The organism is Kocuria sp. p3-SID1428 (assembly GCF_025149945.1).
In the GTDB taxonomy this organism is placed as follows: Bacteria; Actinomycetota; Actinomycetes; order Actinomycetales; family Micrococcaceae; genus Kocuria.
Genome location: NZ_JALXVH010000011.1, coordinates 1 through 18,818 on the forward strand (window position 1 = coordinate 1; position 18,818 = coordinate 18,818).

General features: G+C 69.5%; 15 protein-coding genes and 1 tRNA gene. 9 read left to right on the top strand and 7 right to left on the bottom strand.

What is annotated here, in order from left to right; genetic code table 11:
* Window positions 1-106: 106 nt before the first annotated feature.
* From M3E84_RS03940 to M3E84_RS03955, 4 genes are all read right to left on the bottom strand, one after another.
* Window positions 107-1,057, bottom strand: a complete 951-nt coding sequence (locus tag M3E84_RS03940; RefSeq protein WP_259894689.1) for an aldo/keto reductase — start codon at window positions 1,055-1,057, stop codon at window positions 107-109.
* A gap of 205 nt (window positions 1,058-1,262) precedes the next feature.
* Window positions 1,263-2,990, bottom strand: a complete 1,728-nt coding sequence (locus M3E84_RS03945; RefSeq protein ID WP_259894691.1) for an FAD-binding oxidoreductase — start codon at window positions 2,988-2,990, stop codon at window positions 1,263-1,265.
* A gap of 94 nt (window positions 2,991-3,084) precedes the next feature.
* Window positions 3,085-4,062, bottom strand: a complete 978-nt coding sequence (locus tag M3E84_RS03950) for a 1-acyl-sn-glycerol-3-phosphate acyltransferase (protein WP_259894693.1) — start codon at window positions 4,060-4,062, stop codon at window positions 3,085-3,087.
* Window positions 4,059-4,901, bottom strand: a complete 843-nt coding sequence (locus M3E84_RS03955) for an SDR family oxidoreductase (protein ID WP_259894695.1) — start codon at window positions 4,899-4,901, stop codon at window positions 4,059-4,061. The genes M3E84_RS03950 and M3E84_RS03955 overlap by 4 nt, the downstream gene beginning before the upstream one ends.
* A 58-nt stretch (window positions 4,902-4,959) precedes the next feature.
* Here M3E84_RS03955 and M3E84_RS03960 point away from each other — a divergent pair, with 58 nt between their 5' ends.
* From M3E84_RS03960 to M3E84_RS03975, 4 genes are all read left to right on the top strand, one after another.
* Entirely contained in the window at window positions 4,960-5,853 is an 894-nt protein-coding gene (locus M3E84_RS03960; RefSeq protein WP_259894696.1) for a hypothetical protein, read from the top strand.
* A gap of 175 nt (window positions 5,854-6,028) precedes the next feature.
* Window positions 6,029-8,269 carry an HAD-IB family hydrolase gene (locus M3E84_RS03965; protein ID WP_259894698.1) on the top strand — a complete coding sequence of 747 codons (2,241 nt, stop codon included), beginning with the start codon at window positions 6,029-6,031 and terminating at the stop codon, window positions 8,267-8,269.
* A 4-nt stretch (window positions 8,270-8,273) separates the two neighbouring features.
* Entirely contained in the window at window positions 8,274-9,119 is an 846-nt protein-coding gene (locus M3E84_RS03970; protein WP_259894700.1) for a ferritin-like domain-containing protein, read from the top strand.
* Entirely contained in the window at window positions 9,116-9,733 is a 618-nt protein-coding gene (locus M3E84_RS03975) for a TetR/AcrR family transcriptional regulator (RefSeq protein ID WP_259894703.1), read from the top strand. Before M3E84_RS03970 ends, M3E84_RS03975 begins: the two co-directional genes overlap by 4 nt.
* A gap of 4 nt (window positions 9,734-9,737) precedes the next feature.
* Here M3E84_RS03975 and M3E84_RS03980 read toward each other — a convergent pair whose 3' ends face one another.
* A complete protein-coding gene (locus M3E84_RS03980; protein ID WP_259894705.1) occupies window positions 9,738-11,123 on the bottom strand; it encodes a DUF4032 domain-containing protein in 1,386 nt (461 codons plus the stop codon).
* Between the two features lie 234 nt (window positions 11,124-11,357).
* Here M3E84_RS03980 and M3E84_RS03985 point away from each other — a divergent pair, with 234 nt between their 5' ends.
* The 3 genes from M3E84_RS03985 to M3E84_RS03995 are packed head-to-tail and all read left to right on the top strand — an operon-like array spanning window position 11,358 to window position 15,083.
* Complete coding sequence (locus tag M3E84_RS03985; RefSeq protein ID WP_259894707.1) at window positions 11,358-12,584, top strand: extracellular solute-binding protein; 1,227 nt, start codon at window positions 11,358-11,360, stop codon at window positions 12,582-12,584.
* A complete protein-coding gene (locus M3E84_RS03990) occupies window positions 12,584-14,188 on the top strand; it encodes an ABC transporter permease subunit (RefSeq protein WP_259894709.1) in 1,605 nt (534 codons plus the stop codon). The genes M3E84_RS03985 and M3E84_RS03990 overlap by 1 nt, the downstream gene beginning before the upstream one ends.
* 1 nt (window position 14,189) lies before the next feature.
* A complete protein-coding gene (locus M3E84_RS03995) occupies window positions 14,190-15,083 on the top strand; it encodes a sugar ABC transporter permease (RefSeq protein ID WP_259894710.1) in 894 nt (297 codons plus the stop codon).
* 12 nt (window positions 15,084-15,095) lie between these two features.
* Here the strand turns inward: M3E84_RS03995 and otsB are convergent, their stop codons facing one another.
* Both otsB and M3E84_RS04005 read right to left on the bottom strand, forming a co-directional pair.
* Complete coding sequence (gene otsB, locus M3E84_RS04000) at window positions 15,096-15,905, bottom strand: trehalose-phosphatase (RefSeq protein ID WP_259894713.1); 810 nt, start codon at window positions 15,903-15,905, stop codon at window positions 15,096-15,098.
* 4 nt (window positions 15,906-15,909) lie between these two features.
* Window positions 15,910-17,445: a trehalose-6-phosphate synthase gene (locus tag M3E84_RS04005; RefSeq protein ID WP_396415558.1), complete on the bottom strand. Its 1,536-nt coding sequence runs from the start codon at window positions 17,443-17,445 to the stop codon at window positions 15,910-15,912.
* Window positions 17,446-17,641: 196 nt separating this feature from the next.
* Between M3E84_RS04005 and M3E84_RS04010 the strand changes: the two genes are divergently transcribed.
* Both M3E84_RS04010 and M3E84_RS04015 read left to right on the top strand, forming a co-directional pair.
* Entirely contained in the window at window positions 17,642-18,616 is a 975-nt protein-coding gene (locus M3E84_RS04010; RefSeq protein ID WP_259894716.1) for a DsbA family protein, read from the top strand.
* A 112-nt stretch (window positions 18,617-18,728) separates the two neighbouring features.
* A tRNA-Thr gene (locus tag M3E84_RS04015) sits at window positions 18,729-18,801 on the top strand.
* Window positions 18,802-18,818: the final 17 nt, after the last annotated feature.

Below are 18,818 nucleotides of genomic sequence, written 5' to 3' on the forward strand. Positions count from 1 at the left end.
TCCCGTCGGCGAAGGCCCCCCCCCCCCCCCCCCGGGCGGTGCGGGGTGCTGGAGCCCCTGACCTGCTCCGACGCCGCGCGGACGAGGAGCGGGTCAGGGGTGGGGATCAGGCGAAGGGCTGGGAGGCCTCGTTCAGCGCCGTGACCTCCGCATCCGTGAGCTCGAGCTCGGCGGCTGCGATCAGCGCCGGGAGCTGCTCGACCCGGGAGGCCGAGGCGATCGGGGCGGTGATGCCGCGGGCCAGCAGCCAGGCCAGAGCCACGGTGGGCATCTCGACGCCGCGATCAGCGGCGATGCGCTCCACGGCCTCGACCACGCGCAGGCCGTCCTCGGAGAAGTAGCCCTCGGCCATCCCGCCGCGCTGGGCACCCTCGAGATCGGCCTTCGTGCGGTACTTGCCGGTGAGGAAGCCTGCGGCCAGGGAGAAGTACGGGAACACGGCCGCGCCGTACTCGCGGGCGATGGGGGAGTAGTCCTGCTCGTATTCCTTGCGGAACACCAGGCTGTACTGCGGCTGGATCGCCACGGGAGCAGTGAGCCCCTCGCGGCGAGCGGTCTCGAAGAACTCGCGCATGCGCTGCGGCGAGTAGTTGGACAGCCCGTAGGTTCGCACCTTCCCGGACTGGACGAGGTCATGGAACGTGCGGACCTGCTCGGAGATCGCGACGGACTCGTCGTCGTAGTGCGCGTAGTAGAGATCGATCTGATCGGTCTGCAGGCGCTGCAGCGACGCCTCCAGCGAGGCCTTGACGGTCTGATCGGCCAGGCCCTCGAAATCGGGGTGGGCGCCGGTCTTGGTGGCGATCAGCACGTTCTGGCGATTGCCGCGCGCGGCCAGCCAGCGGCCCAGCACGGTCTCTGACTCGCCTCCGGTGTGGCCCTCGGCCCACACCGAGTACATGTCTGCGGTGTCGATGAAGGTGCCGCCGGCGGCGACGAAGGCGTCCAGGACCTCGAACGAGCGCTGCTCGTCCGAGGTCCAGCCGAAGGTGTTGCCGCCGAGGTTCAGCGGGAGGAACTGGGCGTCGATGCCGGGGATGCGTGCGGATGCTGCCATGGGATGCTCCTTGATCGATGCGCCGGGCCGCAGGAACTTCGAGGGCCCGGAAGGGATGTCCTCCGCATAACGCCTCGTGGCCCGGGGGTTTATTCCGCTCGCTGTCGGGGCGGACCGTCGTCGGGCAGGAGCTGGGTGCCGCAGGGAGGACGCACGACGGCCCCGTCGGAGATCTCCGACGGGGCCGTGCGCGCTGAAGCGGGGCTCAGCCCTGCTGGTCGCGGTGCTGGGCGAGCACCCCGGTCTGCGTGTCAGGGGAGTCGATGATCTTGCCCGGGTTGAAGTTCTCGCTCGGATCAGCCGAGCGGAACAGTCCGCGCAGAAGCTCGACGCCCTCGGGGGAGACGTCCTGGTCCATCCAGGGGCTGTGCTCGGCGCCCACGCCGTGGTGGTGCGACAGGGTGCCGCCGGCGTCGATGAAGGCCTGCTGGATCCGCGTCTTGACCAGGGCGTACTCGTAGTCGACGTTCTCGTCCGTGAAGGGGAACGCGAACGTGAAGTAGAGGCAGGCGCCCGTGTGGTACGAGTGCGACATGTGGCTCATGATCCAGCCCTTGAGCCCGAGCTCCTCGAACGCGGACTCGGCTGCCCGGTAGGCGGCCTTGTGCACGGCGGTCAGCCGGGACCAGGGGGCGGCCGTCTCGGAGACGTCGCCGATGATCTGCTGCTCGAGCAGGAAGTCGCGCAGGTACGGGGTGTCGAACTTCTTCTGGTCATACAGGGCCCCGGGTCCGGAGCCCAGCACGATCGCGCCGTTCGCCTTGGCGATGCCGGTCACTGCCTTGCGATGGCGGGCGATGTCCGCCTTGGTGCCCTCGAAGCAGACGTAGGCGATGCACATGGCCTGGGTGTCCCAGCCGCGCTTGCGCATGAACGCCCACAGAGCCTCCTGGCCCTTGGCCGCGATCTCCGACTTCCGGGAGGTGGGGGCCTTCTGCGTGGCCAGCGAGAACTCCGTCTCGCGGGCATCGGAGATGCGGGCGAAGGTCGTGGGGATCTCCGCCTCCTTGATCTGCCGGATGCCGTCCAGGCCCTGCTCCCAGGTGGGGAACATGTAGGCGATGACCTGGCGCGACGGGGCGATGCGATGGACCTGGACCCACAGCTCGGTGATGATGCCCAGGCGGCCCTCGGAGCCGATGAACATCTCCCGCAGCGACGGCCCCGTGGAAGTGGAGGGCAGCGGACGCAGCTTCACGGTGCCGCCGGGGCGCACCACGTTCATGCCGCGGATGATCTCGGCGATGTCGCCGTACTTGTCCGACTGCATGCCCGACGAGCGCGTGGCCGCCCAGCCACCGACGGTGGAGTGCGTGAAGGAGTCCGGGAAGTGGCCCAGGGTCCAGCCGCGGGCGTTGAGCTGGTCCTCCATGTCCGGACCCAGCGTGCCTGCCTGGATGCGGGCGATGCAGGAGGTCTCGTCGATCTCGAGCACCTTGTTCATGCGGCCCAGGTCCACGGAGACCACCGTGCGGGTCTCCTCCGGGCGCGGCTGCAGGCTGCGCGAGATGCTCGTGCCGCCGCCGAACGGGATGAGCACGAGATCGCGCTCGACCGCCAGGCGGGTCACCGCGGCGACCTGCTGCTCATCGGCGGGGTAGACGACGACGTCGGGAAGGCGCTCGAAGCGGTTCTGCAGCGTCTTGACGATGTCCATCACGGCCTTGCCAGCCCAGTGCACCACGCGGTCGTGGTCATCGGTCACCGTGTGCTCGGCGCCGAGGATCGCGGTGAGCTCGGAGCGGATCTCCTCCGGCAGGCGGGTCTCGGGGACCTGGGCGGTGGCGAAGTCGACGGTGTCGATCTCGCGGGGGCGCAGATCGACGCCCACCGCCCGGCGCACGATCGGGGCGAAGGCCGGCTTGTTCTGCCAGTTGAAGAAGACGCCCTCCTCTCCCCAGCCCCACCACTTCATGTGCTTGACGTTCGGCATCGCTGCTCGTGCTCCTTCTGCTCGTGTGGTGCCCATCATCCTCCGCCGAGCGCTGCTGAGCCCGGCAGGGTCCGCGTGCGTCGGCCCCGCGAGCTCAGTCTGAGTCGGGGTCTTCGATCATGGGTCGGTTCTGCGCGTACAGCGCGCGCACCGTGGCCTGGATCCGCTCGTTGAACGACGGCACCGACTCGTTGGGCCGGTGCCGCAGGGGCTCTCCCAGGGCCACGACGACCGGTGGACGGCCCCAGCGCGGCCACGAGGACCCCTTGGGCATGGCCTCGTGGGCGCCGATCAGGGCGACCGGCAGCACGGGGACCTCGAGCGACTGGGCCAGTGCGGCCGCCCCCATCTTGAACTCGCGCATGCGCCCGTCCTTGGAGCGGGTGCCCTCCGGGAAGATCAGCACGGGGATGCCGGCGGCGATCAGCTTCTTGGTCAGCCCGCGGTTGGCCCCGCTGCCCTTGCGGTCCACGGGGAAGGCATTGAAGACGAGCTGCGTGAACAGCCGCTTGTGCCAGGCGGTGAAGAAGTAGTCGGCGGCCACCCCGGTGGCCACCTCGTGGCGCAGGTTCGGCGGCAGCGAGCTCATGATCATGGGGGCGTCGAGGTGACTGGAGTGGTTGCACACCACCACGCACCCGCCGGTCAGCTGCTCGGCTCCCGGGGCGCGCACCACACGACGACGGACCACGCGATCGACCATGCCGCGGAAGAAGACGGTCTGCGCGATCGTGCGCGCTCGTCGCTTGGCCGGAGCGGTGAAGTCGGTGAGGCTGATGTGCGCCGAGGCCGCCGGCGGAGCCACCGGGTCCGGACCGCTGCGCTCCTCGCGATGGCCGTGGGAGTCGATGCTCTCCAGGACCGGCTCGTGCTCCGGATGGGCCCAGCCGTCCAGGCGCTGACGCAGCTCGCGGGCCTCGCGGCCGGCACGCTCCTGCGCTGCGCCCCACGGGGTGGAGCGATGAGGGGTCTCAGCCGGCTGCTGCGCGTCCGGATCGGCTGCCTGCCCCGCTGCGGGAGCGGACGGGGACTGGTCGCGGGCCTCGGAGCTGTCGCGGTCCTGAGTGCTCATGCGTGCTCCCCTTGTCCTGCGCGGGCTCGGGAGGTGGCGCCGGAGGCGGCGGGCTTGGCCAGCGGCGTCTCGTTGGCGCGCGAGCCCATCAGCAGCCCGGAGCACTTGCGCACCACGGCGCGCGGGGCGAGCTTGGCGCCGAGCATGATCGCCTTGTAGCGCAGCGTGGGGATCGACACCACGCGGCCGCGGGCCAGATCCTTGAGGGCCTCCTCGACCAGGTCGTCGGCCTGCAGCCACAGGAAGTCGGGGATGGAGGAGCCGCTGATGCCGGCCCGGGCGTGGAACTCGGTGCGCACCCAGCCGGGCAGCAGGGCCATCACGCGAACGCCGGTTCCCTGCAGCTCCACGGCCAGGGACTCGGTGTAGGTGGTGCACCAGGCCTTGAGCGCCGAATAGGGGCCCATGGTGACCTCCCCGGAGGTCGAGGAGACGTTGAGGATCCAGCCCTCGCCGCGAGCGGTCATGGCGCGTGCGGCGGCCGAGGAGAGATCGAGGACGGCCTTGGCCATGACGTCGATGCCGCGGTGGTGCAGGTCCAGGCCCTCGGCCGCGTAGGTGCGCTTGACCGAGAAGCCGGCGTTGTTGATCAGCATGTCGATCGGCGAGCGCGGGTCCTCGAGGCGCTGCGCGACGCGGGCGACGTCGTCGGCGACGCTGAGATCGGCCTCGAGGGTCTCGACCTCGACCGCGAACTGCGTGCGCAGCCGGGATGCGGTGGACTCGAGTCGCTCGGCGCCGCGGGCAACCAGCACGAGGCTGAATCCGCGCCGCGCCAGCGCCTCCGCGAATGCGGATCCGATGCCCGAGGTGCCGCCGGTGATCAGAGCAGTCATCATGATCGACAGGCTACACTACGGTCAGCGTAGCGATTCAGCAGAGATGAGGCAGTCCCCCTTGGCAGCAGCCGCACCAGAGCCCCCGCTCGGGTACCTCGACCAGCACCGATCCGGCAGGCTCTACAGCACTCCCGGGCAGCTGCAGGTGGTCTCCACGGACTTCTCCGTGCGGGAGTTCTTCCGCCGCGAGCGCGGGGCCTTCTCCTCGGATCTCGGTCTGGAGGAGTTCGAGCAGCACCGGCTGGACGACGATGTCCTGGAGGTGGTGCGCCACTTGTGGGATCTGCAGCGCTCGACCACCGGCCGTCTGCGCGATCTGTTCGCCGGATGGACCTCCAAGGAGGCGCGGATCGACGCCTTCCTGACCACCTGGGCCTATGAGAAGTTCTGGATCGCGGATGCCCTCAAGCGCGTGCTGAGCGCTCACGGCGCTCCCACCCCGCCCGAGGTCGAGCCGGACGACGATCTCAGAGGGCGCCTGGGCCGGCTCCTGGACCACGTCTATCCCATGACCGACTCCGTGTGGACCAACCTGCGCGGTGAGCGGATCGTGGCCGGCCAGATGGCCCGGGAGCTGTCCCGGGAATCCACGGCGGCGGCTCTGCTGCAGCGGCTGAGCGAGGTGGCCGATCACCCGGTCATCGACCGACTGTGCCGGGAGTCCCTCGAGCGCACCGAGGACTACATCGCGTTCTTCCGCGAGGAGGCCCGAGTCCGACTGCTGGCCGATGCCTCGGCCGCAGCGCCGGCGAGGCGCGCGCTCGGGGTCGGCTACTCGCCGCTGGTGGTGCCGCGGATGTCGGCCCGCCGGGCTCGGCGCGCCCTCGAGGTCCTGGCCCCCGGGGTGCGCGAGCGCCGGCAGCTGAGCAGCCGGGCCGACGCCCCCGTCCATTCCCTGCCCGGCCTGCGCGGGCCCGAGCCGCTGGCGGCGGCGCTGCGCAGCGGCCTGTGAGCCCTCGGTGGCCTGCGCGCCGAGCTGAGACGCCCCTCACCAGGCCCGCGGCTGTGCCTGTGACGTCGCCATCGTCCGGCACACTGGTAGCACCCAAGCCCTGTCCCCGACATCGCGCGGCAGGCGCCGCGCCCTTCGAGGCGGCCGACAGGCCGCCCCTGCACAAGGAGTCCTCTTGAGCGAGACCACCACCAAGCGCGTGCTGCTGACCGGAGCCACCGGCTTCCTCGGCCAGGCGGTCCTCGAGCGCCTGCTCTCCTCCGGAGCGGACGTGCACGTCACTGCCGTCATCCGCCCCAAGGGGGAGATCACCGCCCAGACCCGGCTCGGGCAGCTGTTCCGCAAGCCCGTCTTCAAGACCTGGCGTGCGGCCGTCGGCGACGACGAGGCCCGCCGGATCTTCGAGGAGCGCACCGATGTGCTCTCGGGCGATCTCTCCGCGCTGAGCGAGATCAGCGAGCCGTTCGACGTCGTGATCCACTCAGCCTCGACCGTCTCGTTCGATCCGCCGATCGACGACGCCTTCACGACCAACGTGGGCGGTGCGCTGAGCCTCTACGAGGCCCTGCGCGCCTCGGGCCAGGACCCTCATGTCATCCACGTCTCGACCTGCTACGTGGGCGGCATCGCCAAGGGCCTGCGCCCGGAGACGGCCGTGGACCACGACGTCGACTGGCGCCTGGAGCTCGAGCACGCGCTCGCCGCGCGCGCCGAGGCCGAGGCGGCCTCGCGGACCCCGGAGCAGCTGCACGCGTTCGTGGAGTCGGCGACCCGCACCGAGGGCAAGCAGGGCCCCAAGTCGGTGGCCGGCTCGGCGGAGGCCAGCCGCACCGGCTGGATCACCCAGCGCCTGGTGGATCTGGGCCGCACCCGCGCGCAGTCGCTGGGCTGGACCGACGTCTACACCTTCACCAAGGCCATGGGCGAGCGTGTGGCCGAGGACCTGTGGGCCGGCGACGGCCATCGTCTGTCGGTCGTGCGCCCGGCCATCATCGAGTCCTCCCTGCGCCACCCCTTCCCGGGCTGGATCGACGGCTACAAGGTCGCCGATCCGCTGATCATGGCCTACGCCAAGGGCGCGCTGCCCGAGTTCCCGGGCCTGCCGGACTCCGTGCTGGACGTGACCCCGGTGGACTTCGTGGTCAACGCGATCGTGACCCTCGCCCTGCAGGGCCACCGCGGGGAGGCCGAGGGGGAGCGCTCCCGGGCCGGGTACTACCAGATCTGCACGGGGGCCTCGAACCCGCTGCCGTTCCACAAGATGTACGAGTACGTCCGCGAGTACTTCCTCGAGCACCCGGTCGAGGGGCCGGACGGCAAGCCCGTGATCGTCCCCGAGTGGAAGTTCCCTGCCAACAACGGGGTGGAGAGCTCCCTGGCCGTGCGCGAGCGGCTGGTCGATCTGGGCGGGCGGCTCAACGAGTTGCTGCCTTCGACCAAGCGCACCCTGCAGTGGGCGAATCAGCTGCACAAGGCCCAGTCCGGGCTGGGGTCGTTGCGCACCTACGTGGATCTCTACCAGAACTACACGCGCACCGAGATGATCTTCGACGACTCCGGCACGCGTGCGCTCAACGCCCAGCGGCCGGAGGATGGCCCGGAGGACTCGTCCTTCGACCCCCGCGACATCGAGTGGCGCTCCTACTGGCAGCAGATCCACCTGCCTGCCCTCACGGAGATGACCAAGGCGTACTCGCGGGCCTCGGCGGCCCGGCGCAAGCGCACCGAGCGCCCGCGCCGGGAGCTCAAGCCGGGCACCGACGTCCTGGCACTGTTCGACCTCGAGGGCACCGTGCTCGACTCCACCGTCGTGTCGCAGTACCTCGCCGTGCAGCGCAGGGTCGCGCCGTCGCGCGTCCCGAGCGACATCCTGGGCATGGTGCGCACCGTGCCCACCTACCTCAAGGCCGAGCGGCGCGATCGCGGTGAGTTCCTGCGCTCGTTCCTGCGCCGCTACGAGGGGCTCTCGGAGTCCTCGATCCGCGAGGCCGTCGACGGTCCTCTGGGCGAGCAGATGCTCGAGAAGCTGAACCCGGGGGCGCTGGCTCGCCTCGAGGAGCACCGCGCAGCAGGCCACCGCACCGTGCTGGTCACCGGCAGCCCGGAGCTGCTCGTGTCACCGGTCGCGGATCTGTTCGACGAGGTCGTGGCCTCCCGCATGGGCGTGCGCGACGGCGTGCTGACCGGCTACCTCGACACCCCGCCGCTGGTGGATGAGGCCCGGGCCCAGTGGCTCAAGCGCTACGCGCAGGATCACGGCCTGGACCTGTCCCGCTCCTTCGGCTACGGCGACTCCGTGGCCGATGCGGCGTGGCTCGGTCTGGTCGGGCACCCGGCCGCCGTGAACCCGGACATCCCCCTGTACCGCCTGGCCAAGCGCTCCCACTGGCCGATCGAAGACTGGAAGAGGCACTGATCGCATGGCATTCGACATCGACCGCTTCGCCGAGTCCTCCCACCGCGTCGCGTGGGAGGACCTCGACATGGACAGCTTCCGCAGGAACCCCCTGCCGGAGTCGTCGCTGCGGGTGCTGCGCTACATGTGCGATGTCGAGTTCCACACCGTCTGCTACCTGCGCGATCTGCTGATCACCCCGTCGCACCACGACGAGGACGTCTCCGCGTTCATGACCATGTGGAACCGCGAGGAGTTCTGGCACGGCGAGGCGCTGGCGGAGGTGCTGGGGCTGCACGGAATCGTCGTGGACTACGACGAGATCAAGGCCAAGCGCGTGAAGCTGGGCTGGGCGGAGGCGCTCAAGCCGCTGAAGCAGTCGCTGCTGTCCACGCTGATCGGCCACGACTTCGTGGCCACGCACATGACCTGGGGCGCTGCGAACGAGTATTCGGCGGTGGCGGCCTACAAGCGGATGGCCGCGATCGAGAGCCACCCGGTGCTCTCGGAGCTGCTCGTGCGCATCGCCCGTCAGGAGTCGCGCCACGTGGCCTTCTACTCCACCCAGGCCCGGCAGCGCCTGGGGGATTCCGTCAAGGCCCAGCGCATCACCCGGCTCGCGCTGCGCAGCGCCTGGCGCCCGGTGGGCTCCGGCGTGATGAGCGATGAGGAGGTCCGCCACGTGATGGGCCACCTCTTCGCCGGTGAGGAGGGGCGTGCGGAGATGCGCAAGCTCGACGCCAACATCGCCCGTCTGCCCGGCATGGAGGGGCTCACCCTGTTCCAGGACGCCATCGGGCATGCCGAGCCCGCAGATCAGGAGACCGCCGGGCCCGGTGAGGCGGGATCGGCCCAGCGGCAGGTCGCATGAGCTCGCAGCGACAGGAGGCCCCCGCGGGACCGGCACGGGGGCGAGCCGCCACGACGGATCGCAAGATCGTCGCGGCAGTCCTGTCGCTGCTCGTGCGGGAGGGCCCCGCGCGCGTCACGATCGAGTCGGTGGCCGCGGAGTCGGGGGTGGCCAAGACCTCGATCTACCGCCGCTACGCCAATACCGAGGCCATGGTCGAGGACGTCCTGGAGCGCAGCCGCGACGCCCTGGCCCCGCGCCCGCTCGAGCTGCCCGAGGACGGCAGCTGGGATCAGCAGCAGTGGACCCACGCCCTCGACACGGCCGTGCGCGCCCTGATCCTCGATCTGGGCACGGGAACGGCCGTGGCGCTGCTGAGCCAGCCGACCTCCGAGACGGCCCGGATCCTGCGGGCGCACCTGGTCCGACCCCGGATCCTGCAGCTGCGCCGTCTGCTCGAGCTGCAGGTCGGGGCTGGGAGGCTGAGCCCGGAGCTGGACCTCGAGGTCGCGATCGACTTCGTGCTGGGCTCGGCCTACGTCCGCCTGGCGCGCGAGGGTGCGCTCGGGGAGCACTGGGCGCAGCAGGTCCGCGACGCGCTCGTCGGGCAGCTCGGGAGCAGTCGGAGCACCTGAGGACTCAGAGCCTCATCCGCTCATCGGGCCTGCGCCGCAGCTGGGACTCCAGGTAGTCCCTCGTGGCGACATCGGTGGGGACATCGGCCTTCCGCCGCTCGGAGAGGAACCAGCGGTGCTCCAGCACCTCGTGGACGATCTCGGCGGGCTCGCGCTTGGCGCGCAGCTCCGCGGGGACCGCCTGCATCATGGGCGAGAAGACCTCCTGCTTCCACAGGCTGGCGGTCATGTCGTCGGGCAGCCCCGGGTACAGGGCGCGGCCGAACTGGCGGATGTCCGTGAGGATGCGCCGCGCCTGGTTCTCCCGGGCGTGCAGACCGGTCAGGTTCAGCAGCTCGCGGGTGTGGTGCCCTGGCTCGACGACGCGCGGGATCAGCCTCACCACGCCGTCGTCGTCGGTGTCCAGCGAGGCCTCCTCCACGTCGAAGCCGAGGTCCTGAAGGCGCTGGACCCGCTCGGCCACCCGCCACTTCTGCTCATGGGGGAAGCGCTGCTCCCCGGTGAGCTCCTCCCAGAGGCGTTCGTAGCTCTCCGAGAGCCGGTTGGCGGTGGCGAACGGGTCCACCGGGGTCGAGGCGGTGGCCTCGGCCGGGAGCATTGTCAGCGCCTGGGTGGCGGCCGCCGGCTCGTAGCCGGGGCCGGAATGCGTGCCGCGGTCGTCGGGGTCGAGATGCTCGTCGCCGCGCAGGTCCTCGTGGATGTCTGCCGGGTCCCGGTCCTGCTCGAAGGCCGCCAGCAGGTCCATGAGCTCCCCGGCCACATTGGTCGTGGCCAGCTCCAGGTCGTAGTGGCGCTGCCCGTCGGTCAGGCGGGGGTGCAGCTCGCCGGTCTCGGCATCCACCAGGTAGGCGGCGAACGCCCCGGCGTCGCGCAGGAAGAGGGTGTTCGACAAGGAGACGTCCCCCCAGTAGAAGCCGGCCAGGTGCAGCTGGACCAGCAGCAGCGCCAGGGCATCCACGAGCTTGTTCGCGATCTCGGCGTCCGGATTGTCCGAGAACAGCACCCGGTAGGGCAGGGAGAAGGCCAGATGCTCCGTGAGCAGCACCGCAGGCAGCTCGGTGCCGTCCGGCGCACGTCGATCGGTGACCACGGCGACCGGCACGACCGACGGCGTGCCCATGTGCCGCAGTCGGCGCAGGACCTCGTACTCCCGCGAGGCATTGCGGGCCGTGGTCTCCTTGGCGGCCAGGACGCGCTCGCCCACCCGGGCGAATCGCACGACGTGACGGGAGATGCCCCGGGGGTAGGCCACCAGGACGTCCTCGGGCCACTCGGCCAGCGGTACCTGCCACGGCAGATCCAGCAGCTCGGGCTGGGGGAAGCCGGTCTGGATGGATACGCGGCGCCCGAGGCGATGCGTCTCGGGCGCGGCGGTGGGGGACTCCGACATGGCACAAGAGCCTACTCGCACCCTGATCGGCTCAGCCGATGGTCGCAGCGCCCGCATCGGCCGAGCTCCCCGACCACACGGCGTGTCTCGGGTCACAAGGGACCCTTCCAATCTACGGTCAGAGGCCAGGCGGTTCAGTCAATGACTGCATCGCGCCAGATCAGATGGAGGATTATGGTGGCTCGGAGACTGCTTGCGGGCGACGCAGGCGAGGGCGCTCCGGTCTCGCGCGGCGTGACGCGACGGACCGCGCTGACCGGAGGCCTGGCCCTGACTGCCCTCGGGGCGCTGAGCGCCTGCACCGAATCGGGCGCCGGTCTGGGACTCGGTGCGGGAACGCTGAAGATCCAGGCCGGTGACGACGAGATCCCCGGCCTGCGGCGCATCGCCGAGGGATTCACGCAGCAGACGGGCGTGAACGTCGAGTACATCCAGCGGGAGATCAACGCCGATTCGATCTCGGACTTCATCGCCCAGGCGCCCATGGGGCAGGCGCCGGACATCATCATCTCGCCGCACGACAACCTGGGACAGCTCGCCTCCAACGGCGTCATCGCTCCTGTGGAGCTGGGGGATCGGGCACAGGACTTCACGGACAACGCGCGCACCGCGACGCGCTACGACGGGGTGTCCTACGGCGTCCCCTATGCCGTGGAATGCGTTGCGCTGATCCGCAACGACGAGATCACCCGGGAGCAGCCGGAGACCTTCGACGACCTGCGGCGGATCGGGCGGGCGCTGATGGAGCAGGAAGGCCTCGCGTATCCGCTGGCTGTCTCCCAATCGCCCACCTCGGGGGACCCCTATCATCTCTATCCCATCCAGACGTCCTTCGGCGCGGAGGTCTTCCATCGCACCGAGGACGGGGAGTACACGCCCGATCTGGCCATGGGCGGACGTCAGGGAGAGGCCTTCGCCACATACCTGGCCGAGCTGGGGGCGGCAGGCGATGTGCAGACATCCATGACTCGCGACGTGGCGACCGAGGCCTTCCTCGGCGCCGACACCGCCTTCCTCATCGGCGGGCCCTGGGAGCTGGCCGAGATCGAAGCCGCAGGGATGGACTGCACCGTCGTCCCTGTCCCGCCTGCCGGAGACCGCGAAGCGCGTCCCTTCGCCGGCGTGCAGGCGCTGTTCGTCAACGCCCACGCCGCCAATCCGGTGGCAGCGCAGGACTTCGTGACCAACTGGGTCACGACGACATCGGCGCAGACCGCCCTGTATGAGTCCACCGGGCGACCACCAGCCTCCCTCTCGGCAGTCGAGGCCATGGAGGGCGACCCCATGCGCACCGAATACGCGCGCATCGCAGCTGAGTTCGCCGTTCCCATGCCCTCGATCCCGGCCATGGGAGCGGTCTGGAACTTCTGGGGCATCTCCGAGAACGCCATCCTGGACGGACGCGCTGAGCCGATCCCGCAATGGGAGTCCATGATCGAGAACATCGAGGGGCAGATCTGATGACCGATTCCTCAGAGACTGCCGAGGCGGTCGAGAAGCAGGGTGGGACGAGTCCCCGCCGGTCCCATTCGAGGGGCTTCGGAGCGGGATTCCTCGTCAAGCTCGGACTCATGGCCCTGGTCAACGCCTTCGGGATCTACGGCATCGTGGTCTCGGCCATGGTCGGCAGCTGGGCCATCTGCCTCTTCCTGGCGATCGCTCTGATCCTCGCCGATGTGATCTATTTCGTGCCCGCACGGCGGCTGCTGCCCGGCAAGTACCTCTATCCGGGCCTGCTCATGCTGGTGGTGTTCCAGGTCTTCGTCATCCTCTACACCGGGATGACCGCATTCACGAACTACGGAGACGGGCACAACGGGTCCAAGGAGGACGCCGTCGCGCAGCTGACCACCACGTACGAGCAGCGGGTGGAAGGCGCCCCGGAGCGAGTCGTGACGGTGCTGCGCGAGGACGACGGCGATCTCGCACTGGCTGCGGTGCAGGGCGAGGAGGTGGAGGTCGGATCCGCTGATCAGCCCTTGACCGTGGACACCTCGGCGCGCACCGACGGCGATCGAGTCACCTCGGTCGACGGCTACGACGTCCTGGACTACGCCCAGGTCGCTTCCTCCGCCCAGGAGCTCGCCGAGCTGCGGGTCCCGGTGTCCGAGGATCCCGTCGACGGCGCTCTGCGCACTGCGGATGGCCGCACCGCCTACGTGTGGGAGCCCACGCTGAGCTACGACGAGGCGACCGACTCGATGATCGCCGATGACGGCACCGTGTACCGCGACACCGGGGAGGGCGCCTTCGTCTCCGAGGACGGAGAGGAGCTGCGTCCCGGTTGGCGGGAGTTCGTGGGCTTCAAGAACTTCGCTGCGATCTTCGATCCCGCTGTGCTGGGCGGACCCTTCGTGTCGGTCACGCTGTGGACCTTCGCCTTCGCTGTCCTGTCGGTCGCCCTGACGTTCTTCCTGGGGCTGCTGCTGGCGATCCTGCTCAACGACCCCCAGCTGCGCGGCCGAGGGATCTACCGAGCGATCCTCTTCCTGCCGTACGCCTTCCCCATGTTCCTCTCGGCATTGATCTGGGCTGGGCTGCTGAACACGGACTACGGCTGGATCAACCAGACGCTGCTGGGCGGAGCAGGCATTCCCTGGCTGGAGAATGCCTGGCTGGCCAGGGCCTCTGTGCTGCTGGTCAACCTCTGGCTGGGCTTCCCCTACATGTTCCTCATCTGCACCGGCGCCCTGCAGTCGATCCCGTCGGAGATCTACGAATCGGCCTCGATGGACGGCGCCGGACCGGTCCGTCGCTTCCGCTCGATCACGCTGCCCATGCTCATGGTGGCCGTGGGCCCTCTGCTGATCGCCTCGTTCGCCATGAACTTCAACAACTTCAACGTGATCTACCTGCTCACCGGCGGCGGACCTGTGGACCTCGAGTCCACCACGGGAGTCGGCGGGACGGACATCCTGATCACGTTCGTCTATAAGATCGCGTTCGCGGGCGGCACCAATGACTACGGTCTCGCGGCGGCCCTTTCGATCCTCATCTTCCTGATGGTCGCGCTGATCTCGCTGCTGACCTTCCGCCGATCCCAGGCTCTCGAGGAGATCAACTGACATGACCAGCACCTCAGGATCCCGCCTTCGGCGGCGTCGCCGTACGGCCCACGCCCGTTCCAACGCCTGGTGGAGACACGTGGCGGCCGTGGCCATGTGCGTGTTCGCGCTCTTCCCGCTCGTCTACGCACTGTCTGCCTCGCTGTCTGCTTCCGGATCCCTGGTGGGCTCGAATCAGCTGTTCGCCTCGATCACCGGTGCGAACTACCAGCAGCTGTTCTCCGACCCGCAGAACCCGTTCCCGCGCTGGTTCCTCAACTCCATGCTGGTCTCCACCCTCACCGCAATCGGCACCGTGCTCATGGGGGCGGCCGCCGCCTACTCGTTCTCGCGATTCAGCTTCCGCGGCAGGAAGCAGGGCCTGATGGCGCTGCTGATTGTCCAGATGTTCCCGCAGCTGCTGGCCTTCGTGGCGATCTTCCTGCTGCTGTTCGCCATCTCGGAGGTCTACCCGTTCCTGGGACTGAACTCGCGCTTCGGCCTGATCGCCGTCTATCTGGGCGGGGCACTGGGGGCGAACACGTTCCTGATGTACGGCTTCTTCAATACCATCCCCCGCGACCTGGACGAGGCGGCGACGCTGGATGGGGCGAGCCACGCCCAGATCTACTGGCGAATGATCCTGCCGCTCGTGACGCCGATCATCGTCGTCGTGGGGATGCTGTCGTTCATCGCGTCGTTCTCCGATTTCCTGCTGGCGCAGATCGTCCTGCAGGACCCGAGGCAATACACGCTCGCGGTGGGCCTCTACCAGTTCGTCTCGGTCGATTTCGGGGCGGACTGGGGAGTCTTCACGGCAGGAGCCGTGCTCTCGGCGCTGCCGGTCGTGCTGCTGTTCCTCTTCCTGCAGCGCTACATCGTGGCCGGACTGACCGGCGGGGCGGTCAAGGGCTGAGCGCCACTGGGCTCAGCCGAGAGCCTCGGCCCGCAGTTGCGCGAACTGCGTCAGCATCCGCGCCAGGGCCTCGGGGGACGCCACGCGGAATGGGGCGATCGTCTCCTTGTCGCCGACCTTCACCCCGACGTCCTGGGGGCGCAGCGCTCGCATGCCGTCCTCGTCGGTGACGTCATCGCCCACGAACAGCGCCGCATCCGCACCGGTGGCCCGGAGCAGCGCCTCGACGCCCTCGCCCTTGGTGGCCGAGAGCACCGAGCACTCCATGACCTGCTGACCTGGGGTGATGCGCAGCCCGTCGAGCGCCTCGAAGCGCTCGAGCATCTCGGCCAGCGCCTGATCCGACAGGGACTGATCCTTCATGGGGCGGGTGTGCAGGCACACCCCGGCGGGCTTGAGCTCGGCCTTGGCGCCGGGGTAGCGCTCGACGACCTCGCGCACGGCGTCCACAGCGCGGTCCAGTGCCACGAGCTGCTCACCGGACAGGCGGATGGCGGTGTCGCCGGCGTCGGGCCCGAGCGGATGCAGGTCCAGCTCGGCCCCGTGGGACCCGGAGAGCAGCTTGGTGCGGTCCGTGTCCACGACGGAGCGCAGGAAGCTCAGGTCCCGCCCGGAGATGATGCCCACGTGGGTGGATTCCATGGCGGCCAGCCGGTCGAGCGCCTCCTGGGATTCGGGCAGCGCCCGGGAGTCCTGAGGGTCTTCGGTGAACGGCGCCAGGGTGCCGTCGAAGTCGAAGGCGGCCAGCAGGACGGGCGCCTGTGCCAGACGCTGCAGGGCCTCCAGGAGCTCAGGAGCGAGGGCGTCGTCAGGGGAGGTCATGGGCTCAGGACTCCTGGGTGTCGTCCTGGCGGCGGCGGAGGGCGGCGAGGTCGTTCAGGAACGCCGCCTGCCAGGTGTCGACGTCGTGGGTCAGCACCTGCCGGCGCATGGCGCGCATGCGCTTGCGGGCCTCGTCCTCCGGCATGGCCTTGGCCTCGAGCATGAGCAGCTTGAGGTCGTCGATGTCGTGCGGGTTGACCAGGATCGCCTGCTTGAGCTGATCGGCCGCACCGGTGAACTCGGAGAGCACCAGCCGTCCGCTGCCGTCGGCCTTGGCGGCCACGAACTCCTTGGCCACCAGATTCATGCCATCGCGCAGGGATGTCACGAGCATGACATCGGTGGCCAGGTAGAGCGCCACCATCTCCTCGAACGGGTAGCCGTGATGCAGATAGCGGATCGCGGTGTGGCCCATGGTGTCGTACTGGCCGTTGAGGTGCCCGACCATGCCCTCCACCTGCTCGCGCAGCACCTTGTAGGACTCCACGCGCTCGCGCGACGGCGAGGCGACCTGGACCAGGATGTCGTGATCGACATCGAGCTCGCCGTCTGCCAGCAGCTCGCCGTAGGCCTTGATCCGGTGGCGGATGCCCTTGGTGTAGTCCAGGCGGTCCACGCCCAGGAACACGGTCTCGGGATCGCCGAGCTCGCGGCGGATCTGTCGTGCGCGCTCCTTCGTCTCCTTGCGGGCGGCCATCTCCTTGATGCCCTCGACGTCGATCGAGATCGGGTACGGACCGGCCTTCAGGGTCCACGACGGACCGGCCGCCGCGTCACCGCCCGTGAAGTCGAAGGCGGTGGAGGTGGTCTGCGCGGTGATCTCGGCCTCGCCGCGGCGGAAGGAGACCCCCATGAACCGGCGGACGCAGTTCTGGAAGTTCTGGGCGTCGCCGGGGCGCTGGAAGCCGACCAGGTCCGCTCCGGTGAGGCCCTCGAGCACCGAGCGCCGCCAGGGCAGCTGGGCGAAGATCTCCACCGGCGGGAACGGGATGTGATCGAAGAACCCGATGGTCAGATCCGGGCGCATCTGCCGCAGCATCCGGGGCACGAGCTGCAGCTGGTAGTCCTGCACCCACACGGTCGCGCCCTGTGAGGCCGCCGAGGCGGCGGCCTCGGCGAAGCGGCGGTTGACGGCCTTGTAGGCGTTCCACCAGGTGCGGTGATAGCTCGGCGGGGCGATGACGTCGTGGTACAGCGGCCACAGGGTGCCGTTGGAGAAGCCCTCGTAGTAGCGCTCCACCTCCCGGGCCGAGAGCTCGACCGGGACCAGGTGGAAGACGTCGTGGTCGAACGGCTCGAGCTGCTCGTCCGGGCTGCCGGCCCAGCCGACCCAGGCGCCGTCGTTGCGGGCCATGACCGGGGCGAGAGCGGAGACCAGTCCGCCCGGGGAGCGGTGCCAGGAGCTGCTGCCGTCCTCGTCGACGGCGCGGTCCACCGGCAGGCGGTTGGCGACGACGACGAAGTCTCGTCCCTGCCCGTCCCCAGCGGTTGCTCGATCGGTGCTCGCGGATGCGGTCTGGCTCACGGTGCACTCCTCCATCGGGTGATCTGCTGACTCCAGTCTAGGTCTGCGCGCCTCGCCCGGGCCCGGGGATCCTGCAGGCCCTCTGGATGGTTCCTGAGCGCGAGGGCTGCGGCTTCGACGGCTACCCTGGTCGGTGAGACCGCCCGAGCCCGCGGCACGCCCCCGAGCACCGCGATGCCTCGACCCCCGACCTTCAGGTAGAAGAGGACCCATGGCCTCCACCCACGACAAGGACGACTTCCGGGCTCAGGCCCGGGGGATCGCCGACAAGCACGCCCAGGCCGACCAGCGGCAGAAGCGGCTCCTCCAGATCGGGATCGCGATCCTCGTGGTCGCGATCCTGGTCATCGCCGGACTGGTGTTCTGGCAGGTGCGCTCGCAGCGCATCCCCGAATCCGGACCCGTCCCCGCCAGCGCCAACCAGTGGGGTGGGATCGAGCTCACCGCCGACGGAATCACGAAGGACTCCTCCGATACCGACGAGGTCTCCGTGGACGACGCCGGCGACCCGCCCGAGACCCCGCCGGAAGACCCCGATGCCGAGGGCATCGTCGAGCCGGGCACGGCCGCCGAGTCCGATGAGCCCGTGCAGATCGTGATCTGGCAGGACTTCGACTGCGTGCACTGCGCGGAGTTCGAGCAGACCCATGCGGAGGACCTCGCCGAGGTGGTCGACTCGGGCGAGGCCACCGTCGAGTACCGCACCGTGAACTACCTGGACAACGCCACGTACTACTCCTCCCGGGCGGCTGCCGCCTACTACGAGGTCGCGAACCAGGTCGGCACCGATGAGGCGCTCGCCTTCCAGCAGGAGATGTTCACCCACCAGGGCACCGGCGGACTCGATGACGACGAGATCATCGAGATCGCCTCGAAGCACGGTGCAGACATCGAGCAGGCCATGGACGACAAGGACTGGCGCCCGATGGTCGACTACACCTCTGCCACGGCGCAGGCCGACGGCGTGAACGGCACGCCTACCGCCATGGTCGACGGCGTGGTCTGGGAGCAGGGATCGAGCCTCTCCGAGGCCGTCAAGGCGGCCGCCGAGGGCAAGGACCCGAACGACGCCGCCGATGAGGCCTCGGGCTCGGCAGCGGACGACGCCTCGCAGTCGCCGTCCGCTTCGGGCTCCTCGAGCGCATCGGCGACATCCTCCGCCTCCGCGGCGGCCAGCGAGGGCTGAGCCTGCCGAACCCGCGCGTCCACGGCGCCCGTCGAGCCCAGGGCTCGACGGGCGGCGTCGTGTCATCTGCGCAGTGCCCGTTAGGATGGCAGGGTCCTTCCGAAGAGGACGCGCCTCCTTAGCTCAGTCGGCAGAGCAGCTGCCTTGTAAACAGCAGGTCGTCGGTTCGATTCCGACAGGGGGCTCTGCTTGTGCCAGCATG

Excerpts from the sequence above, each read along its gene's own strand:
- M3E84_RS03940 (WP_259894689.1), bottom strand. The coding sequence starts at position 1,057 with ATGGCAGCATCCGCACGCATCCCCGGCATCGACGCCCAGTTCCTCCCG.
- M3E84_RS03945 (WP_259894691.1), bottom strand. The coding sequence starts at position 2,990 with ATGCCGAACGTCAAGCACATGAAGTGGTGGGGCTGGGGAGAGGAGGGC.
- M3E84_RS03950 (WP_259894693.1), bottom strand. The coding sequence starts at position 4,062 with ATGAGCACTCAGGACCGCGACAGCTCCGAGGCCCGCGACCAGTCCCCG.
- M3E84_RS03955 (WP_259894695.1), bottom strand. The coding sequence starts at position 4,901 with ATGATGACTGCTCTGATCACCGGCGGCACCTCGGGCATCGGATCCGCA.
- M3E84_RS03970 (WP_259894700.1), top strand. The coding sequence starts at position 8,274 with ATGGCATTCGACATCGACCGCTTCGCCGAGTCCTCCCACCGCGTCGCG.
- M3E84_RS03975 (WP_259894703.1), top strand. The coding sequence starts at position 9,116 with ATGAGCTCGCAGCGACAGGAGGCCCCCGCGGGACCGGCACGGGGGCGA.
- M3E84_RS03980 (WP_259894705.1), bottom strand. The coding sequence starts at position 11,123 with ATGTCGGAGTCCCCCACCGCCGCGCCCGAGACGCATCGCCTCGGGCGC.
- M3E84_RS03990 (WP_259894709.1), top strand. The coding sequence starts at position 12,584 with ATGACCGATTCCTCAGAGACTGCCGAGGCGGTCGAGAAGCAGGGTGGG.
- M3E84_RS03995 (WP_259894710.1), top strand. The coding sequence starts at position 14,190 with ATGACCAGCACCTCAGGATCCCGCCTTCGGCGGCGTCGCCGTACGGCC.
- otsB (WP_259894713.1), bottom strand. The coding sequence starts at position 15,905 with ATGACCTCCCCTGACGACGCCCTCGCTCCTGAGCTCCTGGAGGCCCTG.
- M3E84_RS04005 (WP_396415558.1), bottom strand. The coding sequence starts at position 17,445 with ATGGAGGAGTGCACCGTGAGCCAGACCGCATCCGCGAGCACCGATCGA.
- M3E84_RS04010 (WP_259894716.1), top strand. The coding sequence starts at position 17,642 with ATGGCCTCCACCCACGACAAGGACGACTTCCGGGCTCAGGCCCGGGGG.